This window comes from Kitasatospora sp. NPDC056184, from assembly GCF_042268405.1.
Classification (GTDB): domain Bacteria; phylum Actinomycetota; class Actinomycetes; order Streptomycetales; family Streptomycetaceae; genus Kitasatospora.
In genome coordinates, this window is record NZ_JBHJUI010000007.1 from 92,558 (window position 1) to 113,887 (window position 21,330).

Annotated in this window: 16 protein-coding genes; 12 read left to right on the forward strand and 4 right to left on the reverse strand. The window is 73.9% G+C overall.

The features are described from left to right. Window positions 1-136 precede the first annotated feature (136 nt). The 3 genes from ACFC0B_RS16295 to ACFC0B_RS16305 form a co-directional block, all read right to left on the reverse strand. Window positions 137-529, reverse strand: a complete 393-nt coding sequence (locus ACFC0B_RS16295) for a VOC family protein (protein WP_376086467.1) — start codon at window positions 527-529, stop codon at window positions 137-139. 221 nt (window positions 530-750) lie between these two features. Continuing rightward, window positions 751-1,884: a metallophosphoesterase gene (locus ACFC0B_RS16300; protein ID WP_376086468.1), complete on the reverse strand. Its 1,134-nt coding sequence runs from the start codon at window positions 1,882-1,884 to the stop codon at window positions 751-753. Window positions 1,885-2,030: 146 nt separating this feature from the next. Continuing rightward, window positions 2,031-3,188, reverse strand: coding sequence for a LacI family DNA-binding transcriptional regulator (locus tag ACFC0B_RS16305; protein ID WP_078879728.1), 1,158 nt, complete (start codon window positions 3,186-3,188; stop codon window positions 2,031-2,033). A 334-nt stretch (window positions 3,189-3,522) separates the two neighbouring features. Here ACFC0B_RS16305 and hisC point away from each other — a divergent pair, with 334 nt between their 5' ends. The 7 genes from hisC (at window position 3,523) to ACFC0B_RS16340 (ending at window position 11,735) form a co-directional block, all read left to right on the forward strand. Next, on the forward strand, window positions 3,523-4,593 hold the full coding sequence (hisC, locus tag ACFC0B_RS16310; protein ID WP_376086469.1) for a histidinol-phosphate transaminase: 1,071 nt from the start codon (window positions 3,523-3,525) through the stop codon (window positions 4,591-4,593). 345 nt (window positions 4,594-4,938) lie between these two features. Beyond that, window positions 4,939-6,423, forward strand: a complete 1,485-nt coding sequence (locus tag ACFC0B_RS16315) for an efflux RND transporter periplasmic adaptor subunit (protein WP_376086470.1) — start codon at window positions 4,939-4,941, stop codon at window positions 6,421-6,423. Further along, on the forward strand, window positions 6,423-7,223 hold the full coding sequence (locus ACFC0B_RS16320; protein ID WP_376086471.1) for an ABC transporter ATP-binding protein: 801 nt from the start codon (window positions 6,423-6,425) through the stop codon (window positions 7,221-7,223). Before ACFC0B_RS16315 ends, ACFC0B_RS16320 begins: the two co-directional genes overlap by 1 nt. Then, on the forward strand, window positions 7,220-8,431 hold the full coding sequence (locus tag ACFC0B_RS16325) for an ABC transporter permease (protein ID WP_376086472.1): 1,212 nt from the start codon (window positions 7,220-7,222) through the stop codon (window positions 8,429-8,431). Before ACFC0B_RS16320 ends, ACFC0B_RS16325 begins: the two co-directional genes overlap by 4 nt. A 14-nt stretch (window positions 8,432-8,445) precedes the next feature. Further along, the gene (locus ACFC0B_RS16330; RefSeq protein WP_376086473.1) at window positions 8,446-9,111 is read left to right on the forward strand and encodes a hypothetical protein; all 666 of its coding nucleotides are present in this window, start codon (window positions 8,446-8,448) and stop codon (window positions 9,109-9,111) included. A 294-nt stretch (window positions 9,112-9,405) separates the two neighbouring features. Beyond that, window positions 9,406-10,161: a response regulator transcription factor gene (locus tag ACFC0B_RS16335; RefSeq protein WP_376086474.1), complete on the forward strand. Its 756-nt coding sequence runs from the start codon at window positions 9,406-9,408 to the stop codon at window positions 10,159-10,161. Between the two features lie 11 nt (window positions 10,162-10,172). Next, on the forward strand, window positions 10,173-11,735 hold the full coding sequence (locus tag ACFC0B_RS16340) for a sensor histidine kinase (protein WP_376086475.1): 1,563 nt from the start codon (window positions 10,173-10,175) through the stop codon (window positions 11,733-11,735). A 12-nt stretch (window positions 11,736-11,747) separates the two neighbouring features. Here the strand turns inward: ACFC0B_RS16340 and ACFC0B_RS16345 are convergent, their stop codons facing one another. Then, on the reverse strand, window positions 11,748-12,428 hold the full coding sequence (locus tag ACFC0B_RS16345; protein ID WP_376086476.1) for a DNA-binding response regulator: 681 nt from the start codon (window positions 12,426-12,428) through the stop codon (window positions 11,748-11,750). A gap of 57 nt (window positions 12,429-12,485) precedes the next feature. Between ACFC0B_RS16345 and ACFC0B_RS16350 the strand changes: the two genes are divergently transcribed. The 5 genes from ACFC0B_RS16350 to cydD all read left to right on the forward strand — a co-directional run bounded on the left by ACFC0B_RS16350 (window position 12,486) and on the right by cydD (window position 21,326). After that, window positions 12,486-13,370: an oxidoreductase gene (locus tag ACFC0B_RS16350; protein WP_376086477.1), complete on the forward strand. Its 885-nt coding sequence runs from the start codon at window positions 12,486-12,488 to the stop codon at window positions 13,368-13,370. 97 nt (window positions 13,371-13,467) lie between these two features. After that, window positions 13,468-14,862 (forward strand): oxygenase MpaB family protein, encoded by a 1,395-nt coding sequence (locus tag ACFC0B_RS16355; protein WP_376086478.1) that lies wholly within the window; start codon window positions 13,468-13,470, stop codon window positions 14,860-14,862. 369 nt (window positions 14,863-15,231) lie between these two features. Beyond that, a complete protein-coding gene (locus tag ACFC0B_RS16360; protein WP_376086479.1) occupies window positions 15,232-16,776 on the forward strand; it encodes a cytochrome ubiquinol oxidase subunit I in 1,545 nt (514 codons plus the stop codon). 31 nt (window positions 16,777-16,807) lie between these two features. Then, on the forward strand, window positions 16,808-17,833 hold the full coding sequence (cydB, locus tag ACFC0B_RS16365) for a cytochrome d ubiquinol oxidase subunit II (RefSeq protein ID WP_376086480.1): 1,026 nt from the start codon (window positions 16,808-16,810) through the stop codon (window positions 17,831-17,833). Between the two features lie 4 nt (window positions 17,834-17,837). After that, complete coding sequence (gene cydD, locus ACFC0B_RS16370) at window positions 17,838-21,326, forward strand: thiol reductant ABC exporter subunit CydD (RefSeq protein ID WP_376086481.1); 3,489 nt, start codon at window positions 17,838-17,840, stop codon at window positions 21,324-21,326. Window positions 21,327-21,330 lie beyond the last annotated feature (4 nt).

A 21,330-nucleotide genomic window follows, 5' to 3' on the forward strand; every position in this document is an offset into this window, starting at 1 on the left:
CTTCGGGCCGAAGTCGTCCTTGACGATTTCGGGGAGGCCGTCCACATTCCGGAGCCGTTCGGCTTCACCCTCGACACCGCGGTTCTGCTTCCGTACTGACGGGCTCGCCCGGTACGGCGCCCGGGGGCGCCGGAGGTCAGGCGGCGTCCTCGGGGTACCAGCGGAGTTCGACGGTGTTGCCGTCCGGGTCCTGGACGTAGACGGAGGTGGCGTTGCCGCGGGCGCCGTAGCGCTGGACGGGGCCCTCCAGGACCGTGAAGGTGCCGGCGGCGATGACCTCCTGCCAGTCGAGCGGGTCGACGGTGAGACAGATGTGGTCGACGTTGGACTCGCCGCGCGGGCGGTCGGTCAGGTCGATGATCGTCTCGGGGGTGATCCGGACCGACACGAACGGGGCCTTCCCGGCCCGCCACTCGTCGACCCGGACCGGCTCCAGGCCCAGCTGCCCGCTGTAGAACTCCAGCGAGCGCTCGACGTCGCGGACGTTGAGCACGAGGTGGTCGAAGGCCTTCACGCGGAGGGCGGTCATGGTGGCTCCAGTCGGGAGGGAGGCTGCCGGGTGACGTCTTCCACGATCCGCCGGGCGGCCGGTCCCATCAAGGGGCGGTCGGTGAACGATCATTGAGCCGGACTGAATGACGGGAGGGGTGCACAGGGCGTTCGTCCGGGCGGCGGCGGACTCGGCGGCCGACTCGGTGACGGCCCCCGAGTAGCCCCGGAGCAGCCCCGGGGCGGGCCGGGCCCCGCGGGTCAGACCGGGAGGCGGGAGACCAGCAGCCGGCCCTCCATCGTCACGCCGCCGTCCATGGCGACGGCCAGTTCGTCCGCGTAGACGTACGGGCCCGGGACGTGCGGCGGCATGCCGTCGTCGGCGTGCACCGCGCCGGTGAGGTACGGGATCGGGCTGTGCCCGTGCACGACGCGCGCGCCGCCGTAGGTGTCCAGCAGCTCGCGGACGGCCATCGGGCCGGCGTCGCCGCGGAAGGCGAAGCGCTTGGTGAACCGGCGGAAGCAGTCCCACCACTCGTCGACGCCCTCGTCCGCGAGCAGGTCGTGGACGGCGTCGTTGACCTCGGCGATGGACTCGCCGTACTCCAGGTACGCGGTGGTGTCGGAGTGCAGCAGCAGGTGGCCGTCCTCCAGGGCGACCGCCGGGAGCCGGGAGAGCCAGCTGATGTGGTGCGCCTCCAGGCGGTCCAGGTCGTTCTGCTGGCCTCCGTTGAGCCGCCAGGCGGCGAGGAAGGAGGCGGTGCCGGCGGTGGACTGGACCGGCTCGTCGCCGTACCGGGCGGCGCCCAGGAAGAGCAGTTCGTGATTGCCCATCAGGGCACGGCAGTAGCCGCCGGCCGCGGCCGCCTCGGCGGCGAGCTGCATGACCAGGTCGATGACGCCGATGCCGTCCGGGCCGCGGTCGGTGAAGTCGCCGAGGAACCAGATCCGGGAGCGGCCGGCCGACCAGTGGCCGTCGGCGTCGATCAGGCCCTGGTGGCGCAGCTCGGCGCGGAGCTCGTCGAGGTAGCCGTGCACGTCCCCGACCACGTAGAGCGGGCCGGGCGGCTCGCCGGGGCCGGGGGCCGGGTACGGGTGGTAGGGCAGGGCGGGTTCGGTGAGCGGGGGGCCGAGCTCGATGGTCGGCGGGTCGTCGCCGCCGCTCTGGGCGTGCACGGTGTGGCCGTGCTCGGGGCCGGCGGCCGGCCAGTGCTGTTCGAGGTAGCGGGCGCCGCCGTAGCCGCTGTAGGTCTCGGCCTCGTAGCCGCCCCCGGAGTAGTCGGCGACGGGTTCGGGTTCGTAATAGGTGCCGTACGGCAGCACGTCGAGGTCCGGCTGGTGGCGTGGGCCTGAGTCCGGGTGTTCAGGCCCGGGGAAGCGGTCCTCGGGTGTCATTCGCCCATCATAGGAAGACCACTCTCCCGGCGTCGTCACCTGGTGGGTATCCAATCCTCCGGAGCGTCAGCCGGTCGGTCCGTCAGGTCCGATTTGTCCCGACTCGGCAGGGGGGTGGGCCACACACCCGGGGGTGCGGCCCGGGGTCACACCTCGCCCGGCGGGCGGGGCGGGCTGACCGTGGTGCGCGGGCTCCGCCGTTGGGAGGAGGCCCGGACGATGAGTTCGGTGGGCATCAGGGTGCCGGGCGGCGGGCCGGTTCCGGCGGTGCGGAACCGCGGCGGGAAGAGCCGGGCGATGTCGACGCCGGTGCCGGAGTCCACCCCCTCGATGGCGTCGATCAGCAGGTTGACCACGGTGGTGCCGATCCGCCGCGGCTTGAGCGACAGGGTGGTGATGGGCGGCTCGGTGGTCGCGTACACGTCGCTCTCGCTGCAGCAGACCAGCAGCAGGTCGTCGGGCACCCGCAGCCCGTAGCGGCGGGCGGCGGCGAGCAGGTCGGTGCCGTTGGGGTCGAAGAGGCCGTAGACGGCGTCCGGCCGGTCGGGTCGGGCGAGCAGCCGGTCGGCGGCGACGGCGCCGGCGGCCGGGTCGTGCGCGGGGTAGGTCTCGTAGACCGGCTCCTGGCCGACCTTGGCGCACCAGCCGAGGTAGGCCTCGGTGGAGAGCCGGGTGTAGGTGTCGGTGCTGGTGCCGGTGAGCAGGCCGATCCGGCGGGCGCCGGCCTCGGAGAGGTGGTCGAGGATGCCGAGCACGGCGGCCTCGTGGTCGTTGTCGACCCAGGCGGTGACCGGGCAGTTGCCCGGCTTGCCGTCGCTGACCACCGGGACGCCGGACCGGTACAGCTCGCTGACCAGGGGGTCCTGGTCGGGCGGGTCGATCACCACGGTGCCGTCCAGGGCGATGTTGCCCCAGACGTCGTGGCGGGAGGAGGCGGGCAGCACCACCAGCGCGTAGCCGCGGCCCAGGGCGGCGCTGGTGGCGGCCCGGGCCATCTCGGCGAAGTAGGCGAACTCGGTGAAGGTGAACGGCTCTTCGCCGTAGGTGGTGACGGTCAGCCCGATCAGGCCGGACCGTCCGGTGCGCAGGGTCCGTGCGGCCGCCGAGGGGCGGTAACCGAGGCGCTCGGCGACTTCGCGCACCCGGCTTCTGGTCTCGTCGGGCAGGCGGCCCTTCCCGTTCAGCGCGTCGGAGACGGTGGTGATCGACACTCCGGCGGCTGCTGCCACATCCCGGATGCCGGCCCGCTCCAGACGCCGTGAGGTGGTGGGACGCCGACCGCTCTGGTTGGCTGCTGCTGTCATGGCGGACCGATCGTATGGCTCCTGACAAGGGTCTGTGACCGGCGCATTGGGAGCCTGTGGAGATACGTTTCTCCATGAGTGAGCCCGCGCGCGCCCCTTCGATCCCCGGACGAAACCAGCCGGTTTACCTCTGACATGTGCCAAAGGAACCCGGCAGAATGGCTGATCTGCACCTGTAGCCCGACCGGGCATCTCACTCCTACGGGTGAGTGCTGATCGGTATCGTTCAGGGCACCCGACCGGGGTGGACCGGGTGCGTTCCCAGATCCCGGGCACGGCGGCGATCCCGACCGTGGCGGGCGAACGCAGCGGGAAAGACAGAAGGAGACCGACCGTGACCGCAGCACAGGGCCCCCGCCTCAGGCCGACCCTGGACGGCATCCCCACCTACAAGCCCGGCAAGCCCGCCGGCGCCGACGCGTACAAGCTGTCGTCCAACGAGAACCCCTACGAGCCGCTCCCCGGCGTGCTGGAGACGGCGGTGGCGGCGGCCGGCAAGCTCAACCGCTACCCCGACATGGCCGCCACCGAGCTGACCGCCGTGCTGGCCGAGCACTTCGACGTGCCGGCCGAGCACATCGCCACCGGCACCGGCTCGGTCGGCGTCGCCCAGTCGCTGATCCTCGCCACCGCCGGCCCCGGCGACGAGGTGATCTTCGCCTGGCGCTCCTTCGAGGCCTACCCGATCATCACCCAGATCGCCGGCGCGACCCCGGTCCCGGTGCCGCTGACCGCCGGCGGGGACCACGACCTGGACGCGATGCTCGCCGCCGTCACCGAGCGGACCCGGCTGATCTTCGTCTGCAACCCCAACAACCCCACCGGCAACGTGATCCACCGCGCCGAGCTGGAGCGCTTCCTGGACGCCGTCCCGTCCGACGTGCTGATCGTCGTCGACGAGGCGTACATCGAGTTCATCCGCGACCCCGAGGTGCCCAACGGCATCGACCTCTACCGGGACCGCCCGAACGTCTGCGTGCTGCGGACCTTCTCCAAGGCCTACGGCCTGGCCGGGATGCGGGTCGGCTTCGCGATCGCGCACGAGCCGGTCGCGGGCGCGCTGCGCAAGACCGCGGTGCCGTTCGGCGTCACCCAGCTCGCCCAGGACGCCGCCGTCGCCTCGCTGCGCGCCGAGGACGCCCTGATGGTCCGGGTGGACGCGCTGGTGGAGGAGCGGACCCGGGTGGTGGCCGGGCTGCGCGCCCAGGGCTGGGAGATCCCGGACTCGCAGGCCAACTTCGTCTGGCTGGAGCTGGGCGAGCGCTCGCAGGACTTCGCGGCGGCGTGCGCCGAGGCCGGGGTGATCGTCCGGCCGTTCCCGGAGGGCGTGCGGATCTCGATCGGCGAGGTCGAGGGCAACTCGATCTTCCTCGCGGTGGCGGAGGCGTTCCGCAAGGAGCTGTGACCCCTGCTCCGGCACGCGGCGGAGCGGGCGGCCCGACGGGGCGGCCTGCTCCGCCGCGGCGTTTCCGGGGGCCGGCGGCGGGTCCGGTGGACCAGGGCCCGGTGGATCAGGGTCCGGTGGACCAGGGCCCGGTGGATCAGGGTCCGGTGGACCAGGGCCCGGTGGATCAGGAGTGCCTGGGGGTTCCTGGGAGGCGGCTGGGAGGTCGGTCAACGGCGGACCCGGCGGCCGCCAAGGCGGCGCCCGGCGGCGGGCGAACCGTGGACATATGCCCGGTTCGGGCGGTCAGCCATCTCCCAGGCGGTGTCCAGGGCGGTGCAAGAGCGCCCCGGGATGCTGTCCGCCATGAAGGTGTTCCCGCGACGGCGAGGCGCGGTCCTCGTCAACTCCGCGCTCGGCGTGGCCCTGATCGGTGCCGCCGCGCTGGCGTACACGGTGCTGGACGACGGCACGGACAGGGCGGCCGCCAAGGCCCCGGTCCGGACGGCGACCGTGGCCAGGGGCACGGTCCTGGCCACGGTGTCCGGAACCGGCACCCTGGCCTCGCCCACCGACGCGGCCCAGGACTTCACCACCGGAGGGCGGCTCACGGCCGTCGAGGTCGCCGTCGGTGACACGGTGGCCAAGGGACAGGTGCTCGCCACCGTCGACACCACCTCGGCCCAGCAGCAGGTGGACGCCGCGCAGGCCGCGCTGAACACCGCCACGGTCAACCTGGCCAAGGCCCGGGCGGGGGTCACCACCACCACCGTCCAGCAGCTGCCGGCCAAGTCCAGCGGCTCGTCCGGCTCGGCCGGGTCGAGCGGACGCGGGGCGGGCGGGAGCAGTACGTCCGCCCCGCAGTCCGACCCCTCCGCGCAGTCCGGCCCCTCCCAGCAGTCCGACCCCTCCGCGCAGACCGGCCCGTCCGCGCAGGCCACCGCCCCGGCGGCGCAGAACACCGTGCCCGAGCCGCAGACCACCACCATCAGCACCACCAAGGTCGACGACGCGGCGGTCGCCCAGGCCGAGCAGCAGCTCGCCACCGCGCAGACCAACCTCGCCAACGCCCGGGCGGCGCTGGCCGGGACGACGCTCACCGCCTCGGTGGACGGCACGGTCGCCTCGGTGGCGGGCAAGGCCGGCGACACGGTCGGCTCGACCGGCGGCGGCTCCTCCTCGGCCTCGTCCGGGACCAAGTCTTCGACCGGCTCCTCCACCGCCCCGAGCGGCTTCATCGTGCTGACCAACCCGACCGGGATGCAGGTCACCGCCAACTTCTCCGAGCTGGACTCGCTCAAGCTGAAGAAGGGCGAGGCCGCCACCGTCACCCTGAACGCGCAGTCCGACAGCACGTTCAACGCCTCCGTGCTGTCGGTCAGCCCGCTGCCGGTGAGCGGTTCCGGCGGGGGGTCGTCCGCCGTCCAGTACGCGGCGACGCTGCAGCTCTCCGGGGACGTCGGCAAGCTGCGCACCGGTCTGAGCGCGACCGTCTCGGTGGTCACCGGGGAGGCGGACAACGCCCTCTCGCTGCCCACCGCCGCGCTGTCCGGCACCGGCGCGAGCCGGACCGCCACCGTGGTGCACGCCGACGGCGGCACCGAGCGGGTCACCGTCGAGGTGGGCGTCGAGGGCGACACCACCGTTCAGGTGCTCTCCGGGCTGGCCGAGGGCGACACGGTCGAACTGGCCTCCACCAGCGGCTCGAACGGCTTCCCCAACGGCTCCTTCCCGGGGACCGGCGGCAACCGGGCCGGCGCCGGCGTGGCCGGGATCGGCGGCGGCACGGGCGGCACGGGCGGTGCGGGCGGCGCCGGCGGCGCGGGCGCCGGACGGGTCGGTGGCCGCTGATGCCGCACCGCCTCCCCGCCCGCCCCGAGGCCCCGGCCCCGGTGATCAGGATCCGCAGCCTGACCAAGTCCTACGGCCACGGCGACGCCACCGTCCACGCGCTGCGCGGCCCCGTCGACCCGGCCACCGGCGCCCCGCCGGGCGTCGACCTGGACGTCGAACAGGGCGACTACGTCGCCGTGATGGGCAGCTCCGGCTCCGGCAAGTCCACCCTGATGAACATCCTCGGCTGCCTCGACGTGCCGACCTCCGGCCGCTACCTGCTGGACGGCATCGACGTCGGCCACCTCGACGAGCAGCAGCTCGCGCTGGTCCGCAACCGCAAGATCGGCTTCGTCTTCCAGTCCTTCAACCTCGTTCCCCGCACCACCGCGCTGGCCCAGGTCGAGCTGCCGCTCGCCTACGCGGGCGTGCGGTCCGCCGAGCGCCGCCGCCGGGCGCTCGCCGCGCTCTCCCTGGTCGGCCTGGCCGAGCGCTCCGGCCACAAGCCGGGCGAGCTCTCCGGCGGCCAGCAGCAGCGCGTCGCGGTGGCCCGGGCGCTGGTCACCGCGCCCGCGATGCTGCTCGCCGACGAGCCCACCGGCAACCTGGACAGCCGCTCCACCGAGGAGGTGCTGGCGCTCGTCGACGGCCTCAACGCCACCGGCCGCACGGTCGTGCTGATCACCCACGAGGACGAGGTCGCCCGGCACGCCAAGCGGGTGCTGCGGCTGGTCGACGGCGCGATCGTCGCCGACGTCCGGCAGGCCCCGGTGGACGGGCCGCCGCCCGCCCTGCTCCGGGCGGGGGTGCCGGCGTGATCCTCTGGCAGACGCTCCGCTTCGCCGCCGGCGGCCTGGCCGCCAACAAGGTGCGCTCCGCGCTCACCATGCTGGGGGTGCTGATCGGCGTCGCCGCGGTGATCCTGCTGCTGGCCGTCGGCAACGGCTCCTCGGTCGCGGTCAAGGAGTCGATCACCTCGCTCGGCACCAACGCGCTCACCGTGACGTCCGGCTCCGCCACCGGCGGTGCCCGCTCGGCCGGCACCGCCAGGAAGCTGACCGTGGCCGACGCCAAGGCGCTGGCCACCGGGACGGACGCCGAGGCCGTCCGGTCGGTGGCGCCGGTGGTGACGGCGAGCGGCACCGCGCTGTACGGGGACATCTCCTACAGCCCCGGCTCGATCGTGGGCACCTACCCGGCGTACTTCGAGACCGCCAACCAGAAGGTGGAGCACGGCGAGTACTTCACCGAGGACGACGTCCTGAACTCCCGCAAGGTGGCGGTGCTCGGAGCGACCACCGCCCGGCAGCTGTTCGCCGGGGCCGACCCGGTCGGCCGGTCGATCACCGTCGGCGGGACCCCGTTCACCGTGGTCGGCGTGCTGCGGGCCAAGGGCGGCACCGGGTTCACCGACCCGGACGACGTGCTGATCGCCCCGCTGCCGACGGTGCAGAACGCGTTCACCGGCTTCGGCTCGGTCAACCAGATCCTGGTCCAGGCCGGTTCGGCGGACAGCACCGCCGCGGCCCAGTCCGAGATCACCCGCGTCCTGCTCGGCACGCACGCCATCGCCGACCCGAGCAAGGCGGACTTCCGGATCAGCAGCCAGGCCTCGCTGCTCAGCGCCCGTGAGTCGACCACGAAGACCTTCACGGTGCTGCTCGGCGCGGTGGCCGCGATCTCGCTGCTGGTCGGCGGGATCGGCATCACCAACATCATGCTGGTCACGGTCACCGAGCGGACCAGGGAGATCGGCATCCGCAAGGCGCTCGGCGCCCCGCGCGGGGTGATCCTCGGGCAGTTCCTCACCGAGGCCACCCTGCTGTCGGTGGTCGGTGCCGGGCTGGGCGTGCTGGTCGGGATCGCCGGCGCGCACGTCAGGATCGTCGGCATCGAACCGGTGGTGATCCCCGAGTCGGTGCTCGGGGCGTTCGGCATCGCCGTCGCCATCGGCCTGTTCTTCGGCAGCTACCCCGCCAACCGGGCCGCCTCGCTGCGCCCGATCGACGCCCTCCGCCACGAGTGACCAAGGACCGGACCATGAGCAACGAGATCGAGCCGCGCACCCCCGCCGAGCAGGTCGCCCTGCTCTCCACCGCGCCGGACGCCCGGGACGTCGGCGGCGAGCTGGCCGCCCCGCCGCGCCGCCGGCTGCCCTGGGTCCCGCTCGTGCTGTCCGGGGCGGTGATCGCCACGGCGGCCTTCGCGGGCGGCGTCGGGTACCAGAAGGACCAGGGCTCCGACCGCGCCGGCGGCTCCGGCCGGACGACCGCCTCCGGGGCGCAGCAGCCGCGGGGCGCCGGGGCGACCGGCTTCCCCGGCGCGGGCAACGGCAGCCGCCGCAACGGCCAGGGCGGCCAGGGCGGCCAGGGGACCGGTACCGCTCAGGGCGCTCAGGGCGGCTTCACCCGGGGCACGGTCAAGGCCGTGGACGGCACCACGGTCTACCTCACCGACGCCAACGGCAACACGATCAAGGTGACCACCGCCGACAGCACCAAGGTGCAGCTCAGCAAGGAGGGCAAGGTCGGCGACCTGCAGCCCGGCCGGAGCGTCACGGTGATGGGCACCCCCTCCGGCGACGGCGGCTACGCCGCGACCCAGCTGGTCGAGGGCACCGCCGGCTTCGGGGCGGGCGGAGCCGGCGGTGCCGGCTCCGGCGGAGGGCCCGCCGCCGCCCCCTCCCGAACCGCGTCCGGCGGCTGACCCGGCCGCCCCGGACGCCCGCGCGGCCCGGCCGTCTCCTCCGGAGGCCGGGCCGCGCACCCTTCCCGCGCCACCGCGTGCCGCCGCGCACCCGCCCGCCGCCGGAACCGTGCGCACACCACCCGGGCCCGCCCCCCGCGGGTCCACACGGACAAAACCGCCCGATAAGGTGTTAATCCAACATTCATCGATGGCCCATAGCCTCCCCGGGCTAGCCTCAAGCTGAACGCCATCGTCCGACCGGGAGGCGGAACCCCCGTGCAAGGCACTGTGTCGACACCAGGAACCTCGGCGGTGAACAGCGGCGGGCAGGGGGAGGCCTTCCTCCTCGTCGTCGACGACGAACCGAACATCCGCGAACTGCTGTCCGCCTCGCTCCGCTTCTCGGGCTTCCGGGTGGCCTCCGCCGCGACCGGCGCCGAGGCGCTCCGGCTGATCGCCGCGGACCGCCCCGACCTGGTCGTCCTCGACGTGATGCTGCCCGACCTCGACGGCTTCACCCTCGTCGGGCGGCTGCGCGAGCAGACCAGCCGCGGCCTGATCGCCGGCCCCGCCCACGGCCACGCCGGCGACCACCTGCCGGTGCTCTTCCTCACCGCCAAGGACGGCGTGGGCGACAAGGTCCAGGGCCTCGCCGCCGGCGCCGACGACTACGTGACCAAGCCGTTCAGCCTGGAGGAGCTGATCGCCCGGATCCGCGCGATCCTGCGCCGCTCCGGCGGACCGGCCGAGGACGGCCGGCTGATCGTCGCCGACCTCGTCCTGGATCCGATAGCCCACGAGGTCACCCGCGGCGGCAGTGTCGTCGCGCTCTCCCCGACCGAGTTCAAACTGCTGCACTACCTGATGGCCAACGTCGGCCGGGTGGTCTCCAAGGCGCAGATCCTCGACCACGTCTGGGCCTACGACTTCGGCGGGGACCTCTCCATCGTCGAGTCCTACATCTCGTACCTGCGCCGCAAGCTCGACTCCGGTCCGGCGCACGGGCCCAAGCTGATCCACACCGTGCGCGGCATCGGCTACGCCCTGCGCCGCCCGCCGCAGGGCTGAGCGGCCCGCAGGTGGCCACCGCAGAATCGACCGCCGCGGAGCCGGCCCCCGCCCCGCGGCGGCGCCGCGGCCGGGTGTCGCTGCGCGCCCGGCTGCTGGTGCTGGTGCTCGCGCTGGTCACCACCGGGCTGGTGGTCAGCGACACCGTGGTGCTCGGCACCGTCCGGCACCAGCTGGCGCAGCGGCTCGACGAACAGCTGGAGCGCTACGGCGAGCCGCTCGCCCGCCGCGCGCCGTCCCGGCTCAACTGGCCGGAGGCCAAGCAGCAGCAGCTGCCCGCGGTCGGCGGCAAGCGTTCCACGCCGCAGTACCTGGCCGCCCTGCCCAGCCAGTACCTGGTCCAGTACCTGTCCGCCGACGGCAAGGTGCAGTTCGTGGTGCGCCAGCCGGTCTCCGAGAACGACCCGGCGCCGCAGCTGGCCGGCTTCGACCCCGCCCGGGTCGACCCCGACACCCCCTTCGACCTGCCCGACCAGCGCGGCGGCCGGCACCGCTGGCGGGCGCTGGTGCTGCCGGTCCAGCGGCAGACCAGCGCCCCGGCCAGCGTCTTCGCCGCGCCCGCGCCCAGCTCCGCGTACGTGATGGTCGCCGTCTCCCGGGAGGACATCGACGGCACCGTCGCCCGGCTGCGCACCGCCTTCCTCGGCATCGGCGGCGCCGTCCTGGTGCTGATCGCCGCGCTCGGCTTCTTCGCCGTCCGCACCGGGCTGCGGCCGCTGCGCAAGATCGAGGAGGGCGCCCAGCGGATCGCCGCCGGCGAGCTCTCGCACCGGATGCCCGCCCTCCCGCCGCACACCGAGGTCGGCCGGCTCTCCATCGCGCTGAACGGGATGCTGGCGCAGATCGAGTCCGCGTTCGCCGCCCGCGCGGAGTCCGAGGCCCGGATGCGGCGGTTCGTCGCGGACGCCTCGCACGAGCTGCGCACCCCGCTGGCCGGCATCCGCGGCTTCGCCGAGCTGTACCGGATGGGCGCCCTGCCGACCGAGGCCGACGTGCGGCGCACCATGGGCCGGATCGAGAACGAGGCGGTGCGGATGGGCGCCCTGGTCGAGGACCTGCTGGTGCTCGCCCGGCTCGACGAGGAGCGCCCGCTCGACCTCGCCCCGATGGACCTGCGCACGCTCGCCGCCGACGCCCTGCACGACCTCACCGCGCTGGACCCGAGCCGCCCGGTCGCGCTCACCGGTCCGGCCGGCAGCGGCCCGCCCGGTCCCGCGCCGGTCCTCGGCGACGAGGCCCGGCTCCGCCAGGTGGTCACCAACCTGGTCGGCAACGCGGTCAAGCACACCCCGCCCGGCACCCCGGTGCGGATCGGCGTGGGCACCGACGGCGGCCTCTGCCTCCTGGAGGTCGCCGACTCGGGCCCCGGCCTCACCGCCGACCAGGCCGCCCTGGTCTTCCACCGCTTCTACCGCGTCGACGCCTCCCGCAGCCGCCACGACCGCCGCGGCGGCGCCGGCCTCGGCCTGGCCATCGCCACCGCCCTCACCCACGCCCACGGCGGCGCCCTCACCCTCCACACCGCCCCCGGCACCGGCGCCACCTTCCGCCTCGAACTCCCCCACCAGCGCTGAGCCCGGCCGGGCTCACCGGGGGCCGGCCGGGGCGGCCTCCTCGTCCAGCAGGCCCCGGGCGAGGAGGCCGGCCTGGAAGCGGGAGGTGGCGCCGAGGGCGGTCATGAGCTCGGCGACCCGGCGGCGGTAGGTGCGCAGCGAGACGCCGAGCAGGCGGGCCCCGGCCTCGTCGGTGTGGCCCGCGGCGAGGGTGCGCAGGATGTGGCGGGCCCGCTCGTCCAGCGGGGGCGGCGGGACGGCGCAGTCGGCGAGGTCGGTGGCGGTCTCCCAGCTGGCGCGGAACAGCGAGCGCACGCCGTCCACGACCTCCGGGGTCTGCACCACGGTGTAGGAGCGGACGCCGCGCACCGGTGGGCCGGCCAGGATCGCGGTGCGCCGGTCGATGACGACGGCCTCGCGGGCGATCGGCCCGTCGGAGATCCGGACCTCGATGCCGGTGCCGGCGATCCGCCGCAGCCGCCGGTGCTGCTCGGGGTCGGCGAGGGCGCGCCGGGTGTACAGCTTGCGCATGGTCAGACCGGGGACGACGTGCGGCCGCTTCCCTTCGCGGAAGGCCGCGTTGACGCCCGGCGACCAGGTCATCAGATCGGCGGCGGCGACCAGGAACTCCTCGCGCGAGCCGAGGAAGAGGTGGCCGGCCCGCTGGACGAGTTCACGTTCGCCGCGCAGGGTGATGATCTGATCAGTACTCATGGCAGCAAGCTGCCAGATCGGACGGTGCCCCGGCGAGCCCGGGTGAGGCTGAACGCCATGACGACGACTCCTCATGCCTCCGCCGCCGGCACCTTCCCCCTGGGCGGCGGGCTGCCCGTCTCCCGGATGGGCTTCGGCGCGATGAAGCTGCCCTCCCGCGACTGGGGCGGCCCCGCCTGCGACCCCGAGCAGAGCCTGCGGGTGCTGCGCCGGGCGGTGGAGCTGGGCGTCGACCACATCGACACCGCCTGGTTCTACTTCTTCCGCGACGTCTCCGCCAACGGCCTGATCCGGCGGGCCCTGCACCCCTACCGGGACGACCTGGTGATCGCCACCAAGGTCGGCCCCGGCCGCGAACCGGACGGCGCGTGGATGGACCCGGCCGACCGGGACGGGCTGCGCGCGGCGGTCCACCGCAATCTGCGCGAGCTGGGCGTGGAGCGGCTCGACCTGGTCTACCTGCGCCGGCTGCCCAGTCAGTCCTCGATCGCCGAACCCTTCGCCGCCCTGGCCGAGTTGCGCGAGGAGGGCCTGATCCGACGGCTGGGCGTCAGCAACGTGGACGCGGCCCGGCTCGCCGAGGCCGAGGCGATCGCCCCGGTGGTCGCGGTGCAGAACAGGTACAGCGTGCTGGAGCACGACGAGGCCGACGACCGGCTGCTGGCCGACTGCGCGCGGCGGGGCATCGCCTTCGTGCCGTTCTACCCGCTGGGCGGCACCGGTGTGCCCGACCACCCGGCCCTGCGCGCGGTCGCCGAACGGCACGGCGCCACCCGGGCCCAGGTGATGGTGGCCTGGCTGCTGGCGCTCTCCCCGGCGATCCTGGCGATCCCCGGCACCTCCTCGCCGGCGCACCTGGAGGAGAACGTCGCCGCCGCCGCGCTGCGCCTGGACGCGGCGGACCTCGCCGAGCTCGCAGAACTGACAGCTCCTGCCAACTAGGACCGTCTGATCAATCCGGCGCCGGGTTTCCCCGCCGGACGGCCGGGAAGGGCCCCGCCCGTACGCGAAGGTCCCGCAACTCCCAGGAGATTCCCGGATGGCAGCGTCAGCAGCGTCGGAAGCGTCGGCAGCACGTCCCGGGGTGTCCTTCCGCCGGGACCTCTCCGAGTGGCGGATCGTGCTCGTCGCCTGGCGGCTGCTGGTGCTCCAGGCCTCCCACCCGGTGGTCGCGGCCGGGATGGAGGAGCACTCCACCTACCGCGGCCACCCCTGGCGCCGGATCGAGCACACCCTCGGCAGCGGGCGGCGGCTCTTCCAGGCCGACCAGGAGCAGCTCTGGCGCGAGGTCCAGCGGCTCGACCGGGCGCACCGGCGGATCCGCGGCACCACCGAGGACGGCCGGTCGTACGACGCCCACGACCCGGCCACCCGGGCCTGGGTGCTGCTCACCCTCTTCGAAGCCGTGGCCGCCATGCGGGAGTTGAGCGGCGATCCGTACACGGCGGACGAACTCGACGCCCTCTACCAGGAGTTCGCCGAGATCGCGGCGGTGTTCGGGCTGCCGCCGGGGGAGTTGCCCGCGACCGCCGCCGAGCTGCCCGGCTACCTGCGGCGGACGGCCGCCGAGCGGCTGGAGTTCACCGGGACGGTGCGGCACCTGCTGTACGACATGCTGCACGAGGCGCCCTGCCCGCGCCGGCTGCGCTTCCTCGGGCCGGTGGGCTGGCGGGTGCTGCGGTCGGTGGTGGCCCGGACGGTCACCGAGCTGACCGTCGCGGACCTCCCGGCGGTGTACCGCGAGCGGTTCGGCCTGGTCCGCACCCGCCGCGGCGCACTGCTCTCCCGGGTGCTGCACCGCGGCGGCCGGGCCGTGCTGACCGGGCTGCCGGACCGCTACCGGTACCGCGCCCCCGGTGTCCGCCCGCCGTCCGGCCCCCGGCGGATGCCGCGCCAGGACACCCGGCCGCCCCGGCTGGAACGGTTCTTCCGGGAGGTCCTCGACCAGACCGGCGACGGCCTGCTGACGGCCCGCGACCTGCAGGCGATGGCGCACAACGTCTGCTGGCAGCTGGAGCTCTCCGAGGAGGGCGAGGACCGGGTGCACGCCGCGTTCGAGGCGTGGTGGGAGCAGCTGCGGTCGACCATGGACACCGACGGCGACGGCCGGATCGGCCGGGACGAGTACGTCGCCGCGACGCTGGCCGGCTGCGACCGCGACCCGGCCTACCTGGAGGGCGGCCTGCTCCCCGCGCTGCGGGCGGTGTTCACGGCGGCCGACGCCGACGGGGACGGCCTGCTGGACTTCGCCGAGTACCGGGTGCTGTTCGGCGGCCGGCGGGTGCACCCGGCCGAACTCTCGCACGGCTTCCGCCGGCTGGACACCGACGGCGACGGCGTCATCACGGCGGCCGAGTTCCTGCGCGGCTTCGTCGACTTCTTCACCGCCCGCGCCCCCTCCGCCCCCGGCACCCAGCTCCTCGGCCGGGCCTAGGCGTCGGCAGGCCCGGAGAGCGGCCCCGGCGCCGACGACCGGGGCGTCGGCGACCGGGGCGTCCTCGAATCCGCCGTCCTGGATGATCCGACGGCTGTCAATGGACGGATCGTCCAGATTTTCCGCGGCGCGCGCCCGCCCGCTCGTTGTGGTCCGACGACCCCCTTCGCAGACTGTGCGCACGGCATCGCTGCCGGTCAAACCCCACCCCGCCGGTGAATCACCTGTAAGGGTGGTGGATACTGATGCTTGTGAACGTGTTCACGTTCACAAGCGGACAAGCTTGCGCGCTTGAGCAGCGGTCTCCCGCTATAGATGAAGTTTGTCCGGAAATGTGACCTCGACAGGGTCGGTTGGAGAGAGGGCGACGTGGAACTGGCAATCGCTCACGAGACCATCGCGCGATGGCAATTCGGCATCACCACCGTCTACCACTTCCTCTTCGTCCCGCTCACCATCAGCCTGGCCGCGATCGTCGCCGGCCTGGAGACCGCGTGGGTGCGGACGGACAAGGAGAAGTACTTCCACGCCACCAAGTTCTGGGGCAAGCTCTTCCTGATCAACATCGCGATGGGCGTGGTCACCGGCATCGTCCAGGAGTTCCAGTTCGGCATGAACTGGTCCGACTACTCCCGCTTCGTCGGCGACGTCTTCGGCGCCCCGCTCGCGATGGAGGCGCTGATCGCCTTCTTCTTCGAGTCGACCTTCATCGGCCTGTGGATCTTCGGCTGGGACAAGCTGCCCCGGAAGCTGCACTGCGCCTGCATCTGGATGGTCGCGCTCGGCACCGTGCTCTCCGCCTACTTCATCCTGGCCGCCAACTCCTGGATGCAGCACCCGGTCGGCTACGCGATCGACCCGGCCACCGGGAAGGCCCAGCTCAACGACATCGCGCGGGTGCTGTTCCAGGACACCACCGTCACCGTCGTCCTGCACACCCTGACCGCGGCCTTCCTCACCGGCGCGGCGTTCGTGGTCGGCATCGCCTCCTTCCACCTCTGGAAGGCCAAGCGCAAGCCGGAGACCGCCAACCCCAAGCGGGTCGCCGCGATGCGCACCTCGCTGCGCCTCGGCCTGGTCCTCGCCGTCATCGCGGGCCTCGGCACCGCGCTCAGCGGCGACCAGCTCGCCAAGGTCATGTTCCGCCAGCAGCCGATGAAGATGGCCGCCGCCGAGGCCCTCTGGGACACCAAGGCGCCCGCGCCGTTCTCGATCTTCGCGGTCGGCGACGTCAGCAAGGGCCACAACTCGGTCGAGCTGGAGATCCCCGCCGCACTGTCCTTCCTCGCCAACAGCGACTTCAGCTCCTCCGTCCCCGGCATCAACGACACCGCCGCCGCCGAGGCCGCCAAGTACGGCGGCGACCCCAAGGACTACATCCCGAGCATCTTCGTCACCTACTGGGGCTTCCGCCTCATGATCGGCTTCGGGATGACCTCCTTCGTGGCCGGCCTGATCGGACTCTGGACCACCCGGAAGAAGCGCTTCCTGGCACCGGAGTTCCGCACCGGCGACGAAGAGGTGCCGAGGCTGATGCTCACCCCGAAGCGGGAGCTGGGCCCGTTCCTCACCAAGTGGAGCTGGCGGATCGGCATCCTCACCATGGGCTTCCCGCTGATCGCCAACAGCTTCGGCTGGATCTTCACCGAGATGGGCCGCCAGCCCTGGGCGGTCTTCGGACTGATGACCACCGCCAGCGCCGTCTCGCCCAACGTGAGCGTCGGCACCCAGATCGGCGCGCTGTGCACCTTCACCGCGCTGTACGCGATCCTCGCCGTCATCGAGGTCAAGCTGCTGGTCAAGTACGCCAAGGCCGGCCCGGCCACCGACGAGCAGCCGCCCGCCAAGGATCCGTCCCTGCGCGGCCCGGCCTCCGACGACGACGCCGACAAGCCGCTCGCCTTCGCCTACTGAGGCCTCTGAGGATCGATAGGACCGACACACCATGGAACTTCACGACGTCTGGTTCGTCCTGATCGCCGTCCTCTGGATCGGCTACTTCTTCCTGGAGGGCTTCGACTTCGGCATCGGCGTCCTGACCAAGACGCTGGCCAGGAACACCACCGAGCGGCGGGTGCTGATCAACACCATCGGCCCGGTCTGGGACGGCAACGAGGTCTGGCTGCTGACCGCCGGCGGCGCCACCTTCGCGGCCTTCCCGGACTGGTACGCCACCCTGTTCAGCGGCTTCTACATCCCGCTGCTGATCATCCTGGTCTGCCTGATCGTCCGCGGCGTCGCCTTCGAGTACCGGGCCAAGCGGCCCGAGCCGCGCTGGCAGCGCAGCTGGGAGGAGGCGATCTTCTGGACCTCGCTGATCCCGTCCTTCCTCTGGGGCGTCGCCTTCGCCAACATCGTGCGCGGCGTCGACATCGACGCGCAGAAGAACTTCGTCGGCAGCTTCTGGGACCTGCTCAACCCGTACGCGCTGCTCGGCGGCCTGGTGACGCTCGTCCTGTTCGTCTTCCACGGCTCGGTGTTCGCCGCGCTCAAGACGGTCGGCGACATCCGCGACCGGGCCCGGGCCACCGCCCTGCGCACCGGTCTGGCGACGGCGGTGCTCGCCGCGGTCTTCCTGATCTGGACCCAGGTCGACCACGGCAACGGCTGGAGCCTCGCCGCCCTGGTGATCGCGGTGCTCGCGCTGGTCGGCGCGCTGGCCGCCAACCAGGTCGCCCGCGAGGGCTGGGCGTTCGTCCTGTCGGGCGCGACGATCGTGGCCGCCGTGGCCATGCTCTTCCTCTCGCTCTTCCCCGACGTCATGCCCTCCACGCTCGACCCGGCCTGGAGCCTGACCGTGAGCAACGCGGCCTCCTCGGCCTACACGCTCAAGCTGATGACCATCGTGGCGGTGGTCTTCACCCCGCTCGTGCTGCTCTACCAGGGCTGGACGTACTGGGTGTTCCGCAAGCGGATCGGTGTCCAGCACATCCCCGGGCACGACCCGGCCGCCGCCCTCGACCAGGCCTGACGCCGTGAAGCCGGTCGACCCCCGACTCCTCGGGTACGCCCGCACCACCCGGGCCTTCCTCGCCGGGACCGTCCTCCTGGGCGCGGCGAACGCGGCCCTGGTGGTCGCCCAGGCGGGCCTGATCGCCGAGCTCGTGGTCCGCGGCTTCCAGCAGCGGGCCGGGCTCGACGAGCTCACCGCGCCGCTGGCGCTGCTGGTGCTCACCGCGATCGGGCGCGGGCTGGTCGGCTGGCTCACCGAACTGACCGCGCACCGGTCCGTCGCCCGGGTGAAGTCCACCCTGCGGCGCCGGCTGCTCGACCACGCCACCGCGCTCGGTCCGGCCCACCCGGCGGGCCGGCGCACCGGCGAGCTCACCGCCCTCGCCACCCGGGGCGTCGACGCGCTCGACGACTACTTCGCCCGCTACCTGCCGCAGCTGGCGCTCGCGGTGGTCGTCCCGGCCGCCGTGCTGCTGCGGATCGTCGGCGCCGACGCCACCTCGGCCGCGATCATCGCCGGCACCCTGCCGCTGATCCCGCTGTTCATGGTGCTGATCGGGATGGCCACCCAGGCCCGGATGGACCGCCAGTGGAGCACCCTGTCCCGGCTCTCCCACCACTTCCTGGACGTGGTCGCCGGACTGCCCACGCTCAAGGTCTTCAACCGGGCCCGCGCCCAGGCCGCCACCATCGCCCGGATCACCGCCGACTACCGCAGGGCCACCCTGCGCACCCTGCGGATCGCCTTCATCTCCTCCTTCGCCCTGGAACTGCTCTCCACCCTCTCGGTGGCGCTGGTCGCCGTCTCGATCGGCTTCCGGCTGGTGAACGGCAGCCTCGACCTGGAGACCGGGCTGCTGATCCTGATCCTCGCCCCCGAGGTCTACTTCCCGATCCGCCAGGTCGGCGCGCTCTACCACTCCAGCGTCGAGGGCCTGACCGCCGCCGACCGGATCTTCGAGGTGCTGGAGACCCCGCTCCCGGCCGCCGGCACGGTGCCCGCGCCCGACCTCGCCGGGGCCACCGTCGAGGCCGACGGCCTCACCGTGCGCTTCCCCGACCGCACCGCGGCCGCCCTCGACGGCGCCGCGCTGACCCTGCCCCCGGGCGGGACCGTCGCGCTCACCGGCCCGTCCGGGGCCGGCAAGTCCACCCTGCTCGGCGTGCTGCTCGGCCTCACCGCCCCGGACGCCGGCACCGTCCGGATCACCGCCGCCGACGGGCGGACGTACGACCTGGCCGACCTGGAACCGGAGAGCTGGCGGCGGCAGATCGCCTGGGTGCCGCAGCACCCGCACCTGTTCGCCGGCACCGTCGCCGACAACCTGCGGCTCTACCGGCCCGGGGCCACCGACGAGCAGCTGTGGACGGCGCTGCGCTCCGCCCACGCCCTCGACTTCGTCACCCGGCTGGACACCCTCCTCGGCGAGGACGGCGCCGGGCTCTCCGCCGGGCAGCGCCAGCGGCTCGCGCTCGCCCGGGTGCTGCTCGCCGACGACCGTCCGCTCGTGCTGCTCGACGAGCCCACCGCCAACCTGGACGGCGCCTCCGAGGCGGCCGTCGTCGACACCGTCCGGGCGCTGGCCGCCGACCCGGCGCGCACCGTGCTGCTGGTCGCGCACCGGCCCGCGCTGCTGGCCGCCGCCGACCGGCGGGTCCGGCTGGCCGGCCCGGCCGCTCCCCCGGCCTCCCCGGCGGCCGTCCCGGCGCTCGCGCACCGCGGCCGGCCCACCCCGCCGGCGCCGGCGGACGAGCCGTCGTCCGGCCCGGACGCGGTCAGGCCCCGCCTCGCCCTCTCCGTCCTCCTCGGCGCCCTCGCGCTCGGCTGCGCCGTCGCGCTGATGGCCACCTCCGGCTACCTCATCTCCTACGCCTCCGAGATGCCTCCGGTCCTCTACCTGATGATGGCGGTCACCTCGGTACGCGCCTTCGGCATCGGCCGCAGCGTCTTCCGCTACGCCGAGCGGCTGGTCTCGCACGACGCCGTGCTGCGCACCCTCGGCACGCTGCGCGCCGCCGTGTACCGCAGGCTCACCGCGCTCGCCCCGGCCGCGCTGCCCGCCTTCCGGCGCGGCGACCTGCTCTCCCGGCTGGTCGCCGACGTCGACGCCGTCCAGGACCACTACCTGCGCTGGCGCCTGCCGGCCGCCGTGGCCGCGGTGGTCTCGCTGGCCGCCGCCCTCGCGATGGGCGCCTTCCTGCCCGCCGCGGGGCTGGTGCTCGGCGCCGGCCTGCTGCTCGCGGGCCTGGTGGTGCCCGCGCTGACCGCCCGCTGGTCGGCCGCCGCCGAACGCCGTCAGGCCCCGGCCCGCGGCCGGCTCGCCACCACCGTGCTGGACGCGTTCAGCGGGACGGCCGAGCTCACCGTGGCCGGCGCGCTGCCCGGCCGGCTCGCGGCCGTCCGCGCCGCCGACACCGCGCTGACCGGGCTGGCCGCCCGCTCGGCCGCCACCGCCGCGCTCGGCACCGGGCTGATCACCCTGCTCACCGGCCTCACCGTGGCCGCCGCCGCGGCCGTCGGCCTGCGCGGCGTCGAGTCCGGGGCGCTCGCCCCGGTCTGCCTGGCGGTGGTCGTGCTCACCCCGCTGGCCGCCTTCGAGGCCGTCACCGGGATGCCGCTCGCCGTCCAGGCCCGTCGGCGCAGCCTGGCCGCCTCGGCGCGGCTGGCCGAGGTGCTGGACGCGCCCGCCGCCGTCGCCGAACCGGACGCGCAGAAGGCCCTGCCCGAGCAGCCGCTGCCGATCGCCGTCCGCGGGCTGACCGCCCGCCACCCCGGCCAGGGCACCGACGCGCTGTCCGGCGTGGACCTCGACCTCGCCGCCGGCCGGCGGGTCGCCGTGGTCGGCCCGTCCGGCTCCGGCAAGACCACCCTCGCCCAGGCACTGCTGCGTTTCCTCGACCAGGACGCCGGGAGCGTGCTGCTCGCCGCCGGTCGTCCACAGGCTGTGGACAGCCGGGAGCTCGCGGGGGAGGACGTCCGCCGGGTGATCGGGCTCTGCGCCCAGGACGCCCACGTCTTCGACAGCTCGCTGCGCGAGAACCTCCGCCTCGCCCGGCCGGACGCCGGCGAGGACGAGCTGCGCGCCGCCCTCGCCGCCGCCCGGCTGCTGGACTTCACCGAGACCCTGCCGGACGGCCTGGACACCATGGTCGGCGAGCACGGCGCCCGGCTCTCCGGCGGCCAGCGCCAGCGGCTCGCGCTCGCCCGGGCGCTGCTCGCCGACTTCCCGGTGCTCGTCCTGGACGAGCCCGCCGAGCACCTCGACCTGCCCACCGCCGACGCCCTCACCGCCGACCTGCTCACCGCCACCGCCGGCCGCACCACCGTCCTGATCACCCACCGGCTGGCCGGTCTCGACGACACCACCGTCGACGAGGTCCTCGTCCTGGACGCCGGCCGGGTCGTCGAGCGCGGCCGCTGGTCCGAGCTCCTCGCCCGCCCGGCCGGCCGCCTGCGCGCGATGCACGACCGCGAGCGGGAGACCGACGGGCTGCCGCTCGCGGTCGGCTAACAGG

Coding starts and splice junctions, on each gene's coding strand:
- ACFC0B_RS16305 (WP_078879728.1), bottom strand. CDS start 3,188: ATGACAGCAGCAGCCAACCAGAGCGGTCGGCGTCCCACCACCTCACGG.
- ACFC0B_RS16320 (WP_376086471.1), top strand. CDS start 6,423: ATGCCGCACCGCCTCCCCGCCCGCCCCGAGGCCCCGGCCCCGGTGATC.
- ACFC0B_RS16355 (WP_376086478.1), top strand. CDS start 13,468: ATGGCAGCGTCAGCAGCGTCGGAAGCGTCGGCAGCACGTCCCGGGGTG.
- cydB (WP_376086480.1), top strand. CDS start 16,808: ATGGAACTTCACGACGTCTGGTTCGTCCTGATCGCCGTCCTCTGGATC.
- ACFC0B_RS16300 (WP_376086468.1), bottom strand. CDS start 1,884: ATGACACCCGAGGACCGCTTCCCCGGGCCTGAACACCCGGACTCAGGC.
- ACFC0B_RS16295 (WP_376086467.1), bottom strand. CDS start 529: ATGACCGCCCTCCGCGTGAAGGCCTTCGACCACCTCGTGCTCAACGTC.
- ACFC0B_RS16315 (WP_376086470.1), top strand. CDS start 4,939: ATGAAGGTGTTCCCGCGACGGCGAGGCGCGGTCCTCGTCAACTCCGCG.
- ACFC0B_RS16330 (WP_376086473.1), top strand. CDS start 8,446: ATGAGCAACGAGATCGAGCCGCGCACCCCCGCCGAGCAGGTCGCCCTG.
- ACFC0B_RS16345 (WP_376086476.1), bottom strand. CDS start 12,428: ATGAGTACTGATCAGATCATCACCCTGCGCGGCGAACGTGAACTCGTC.
- ACFC0B_RS16350 (WP_376086477.1), top strand. CDS start 12,486: ATGACGACGACTCCTCATGCCTCCGCCGCCGGCACCTTCCCCCTGGGC.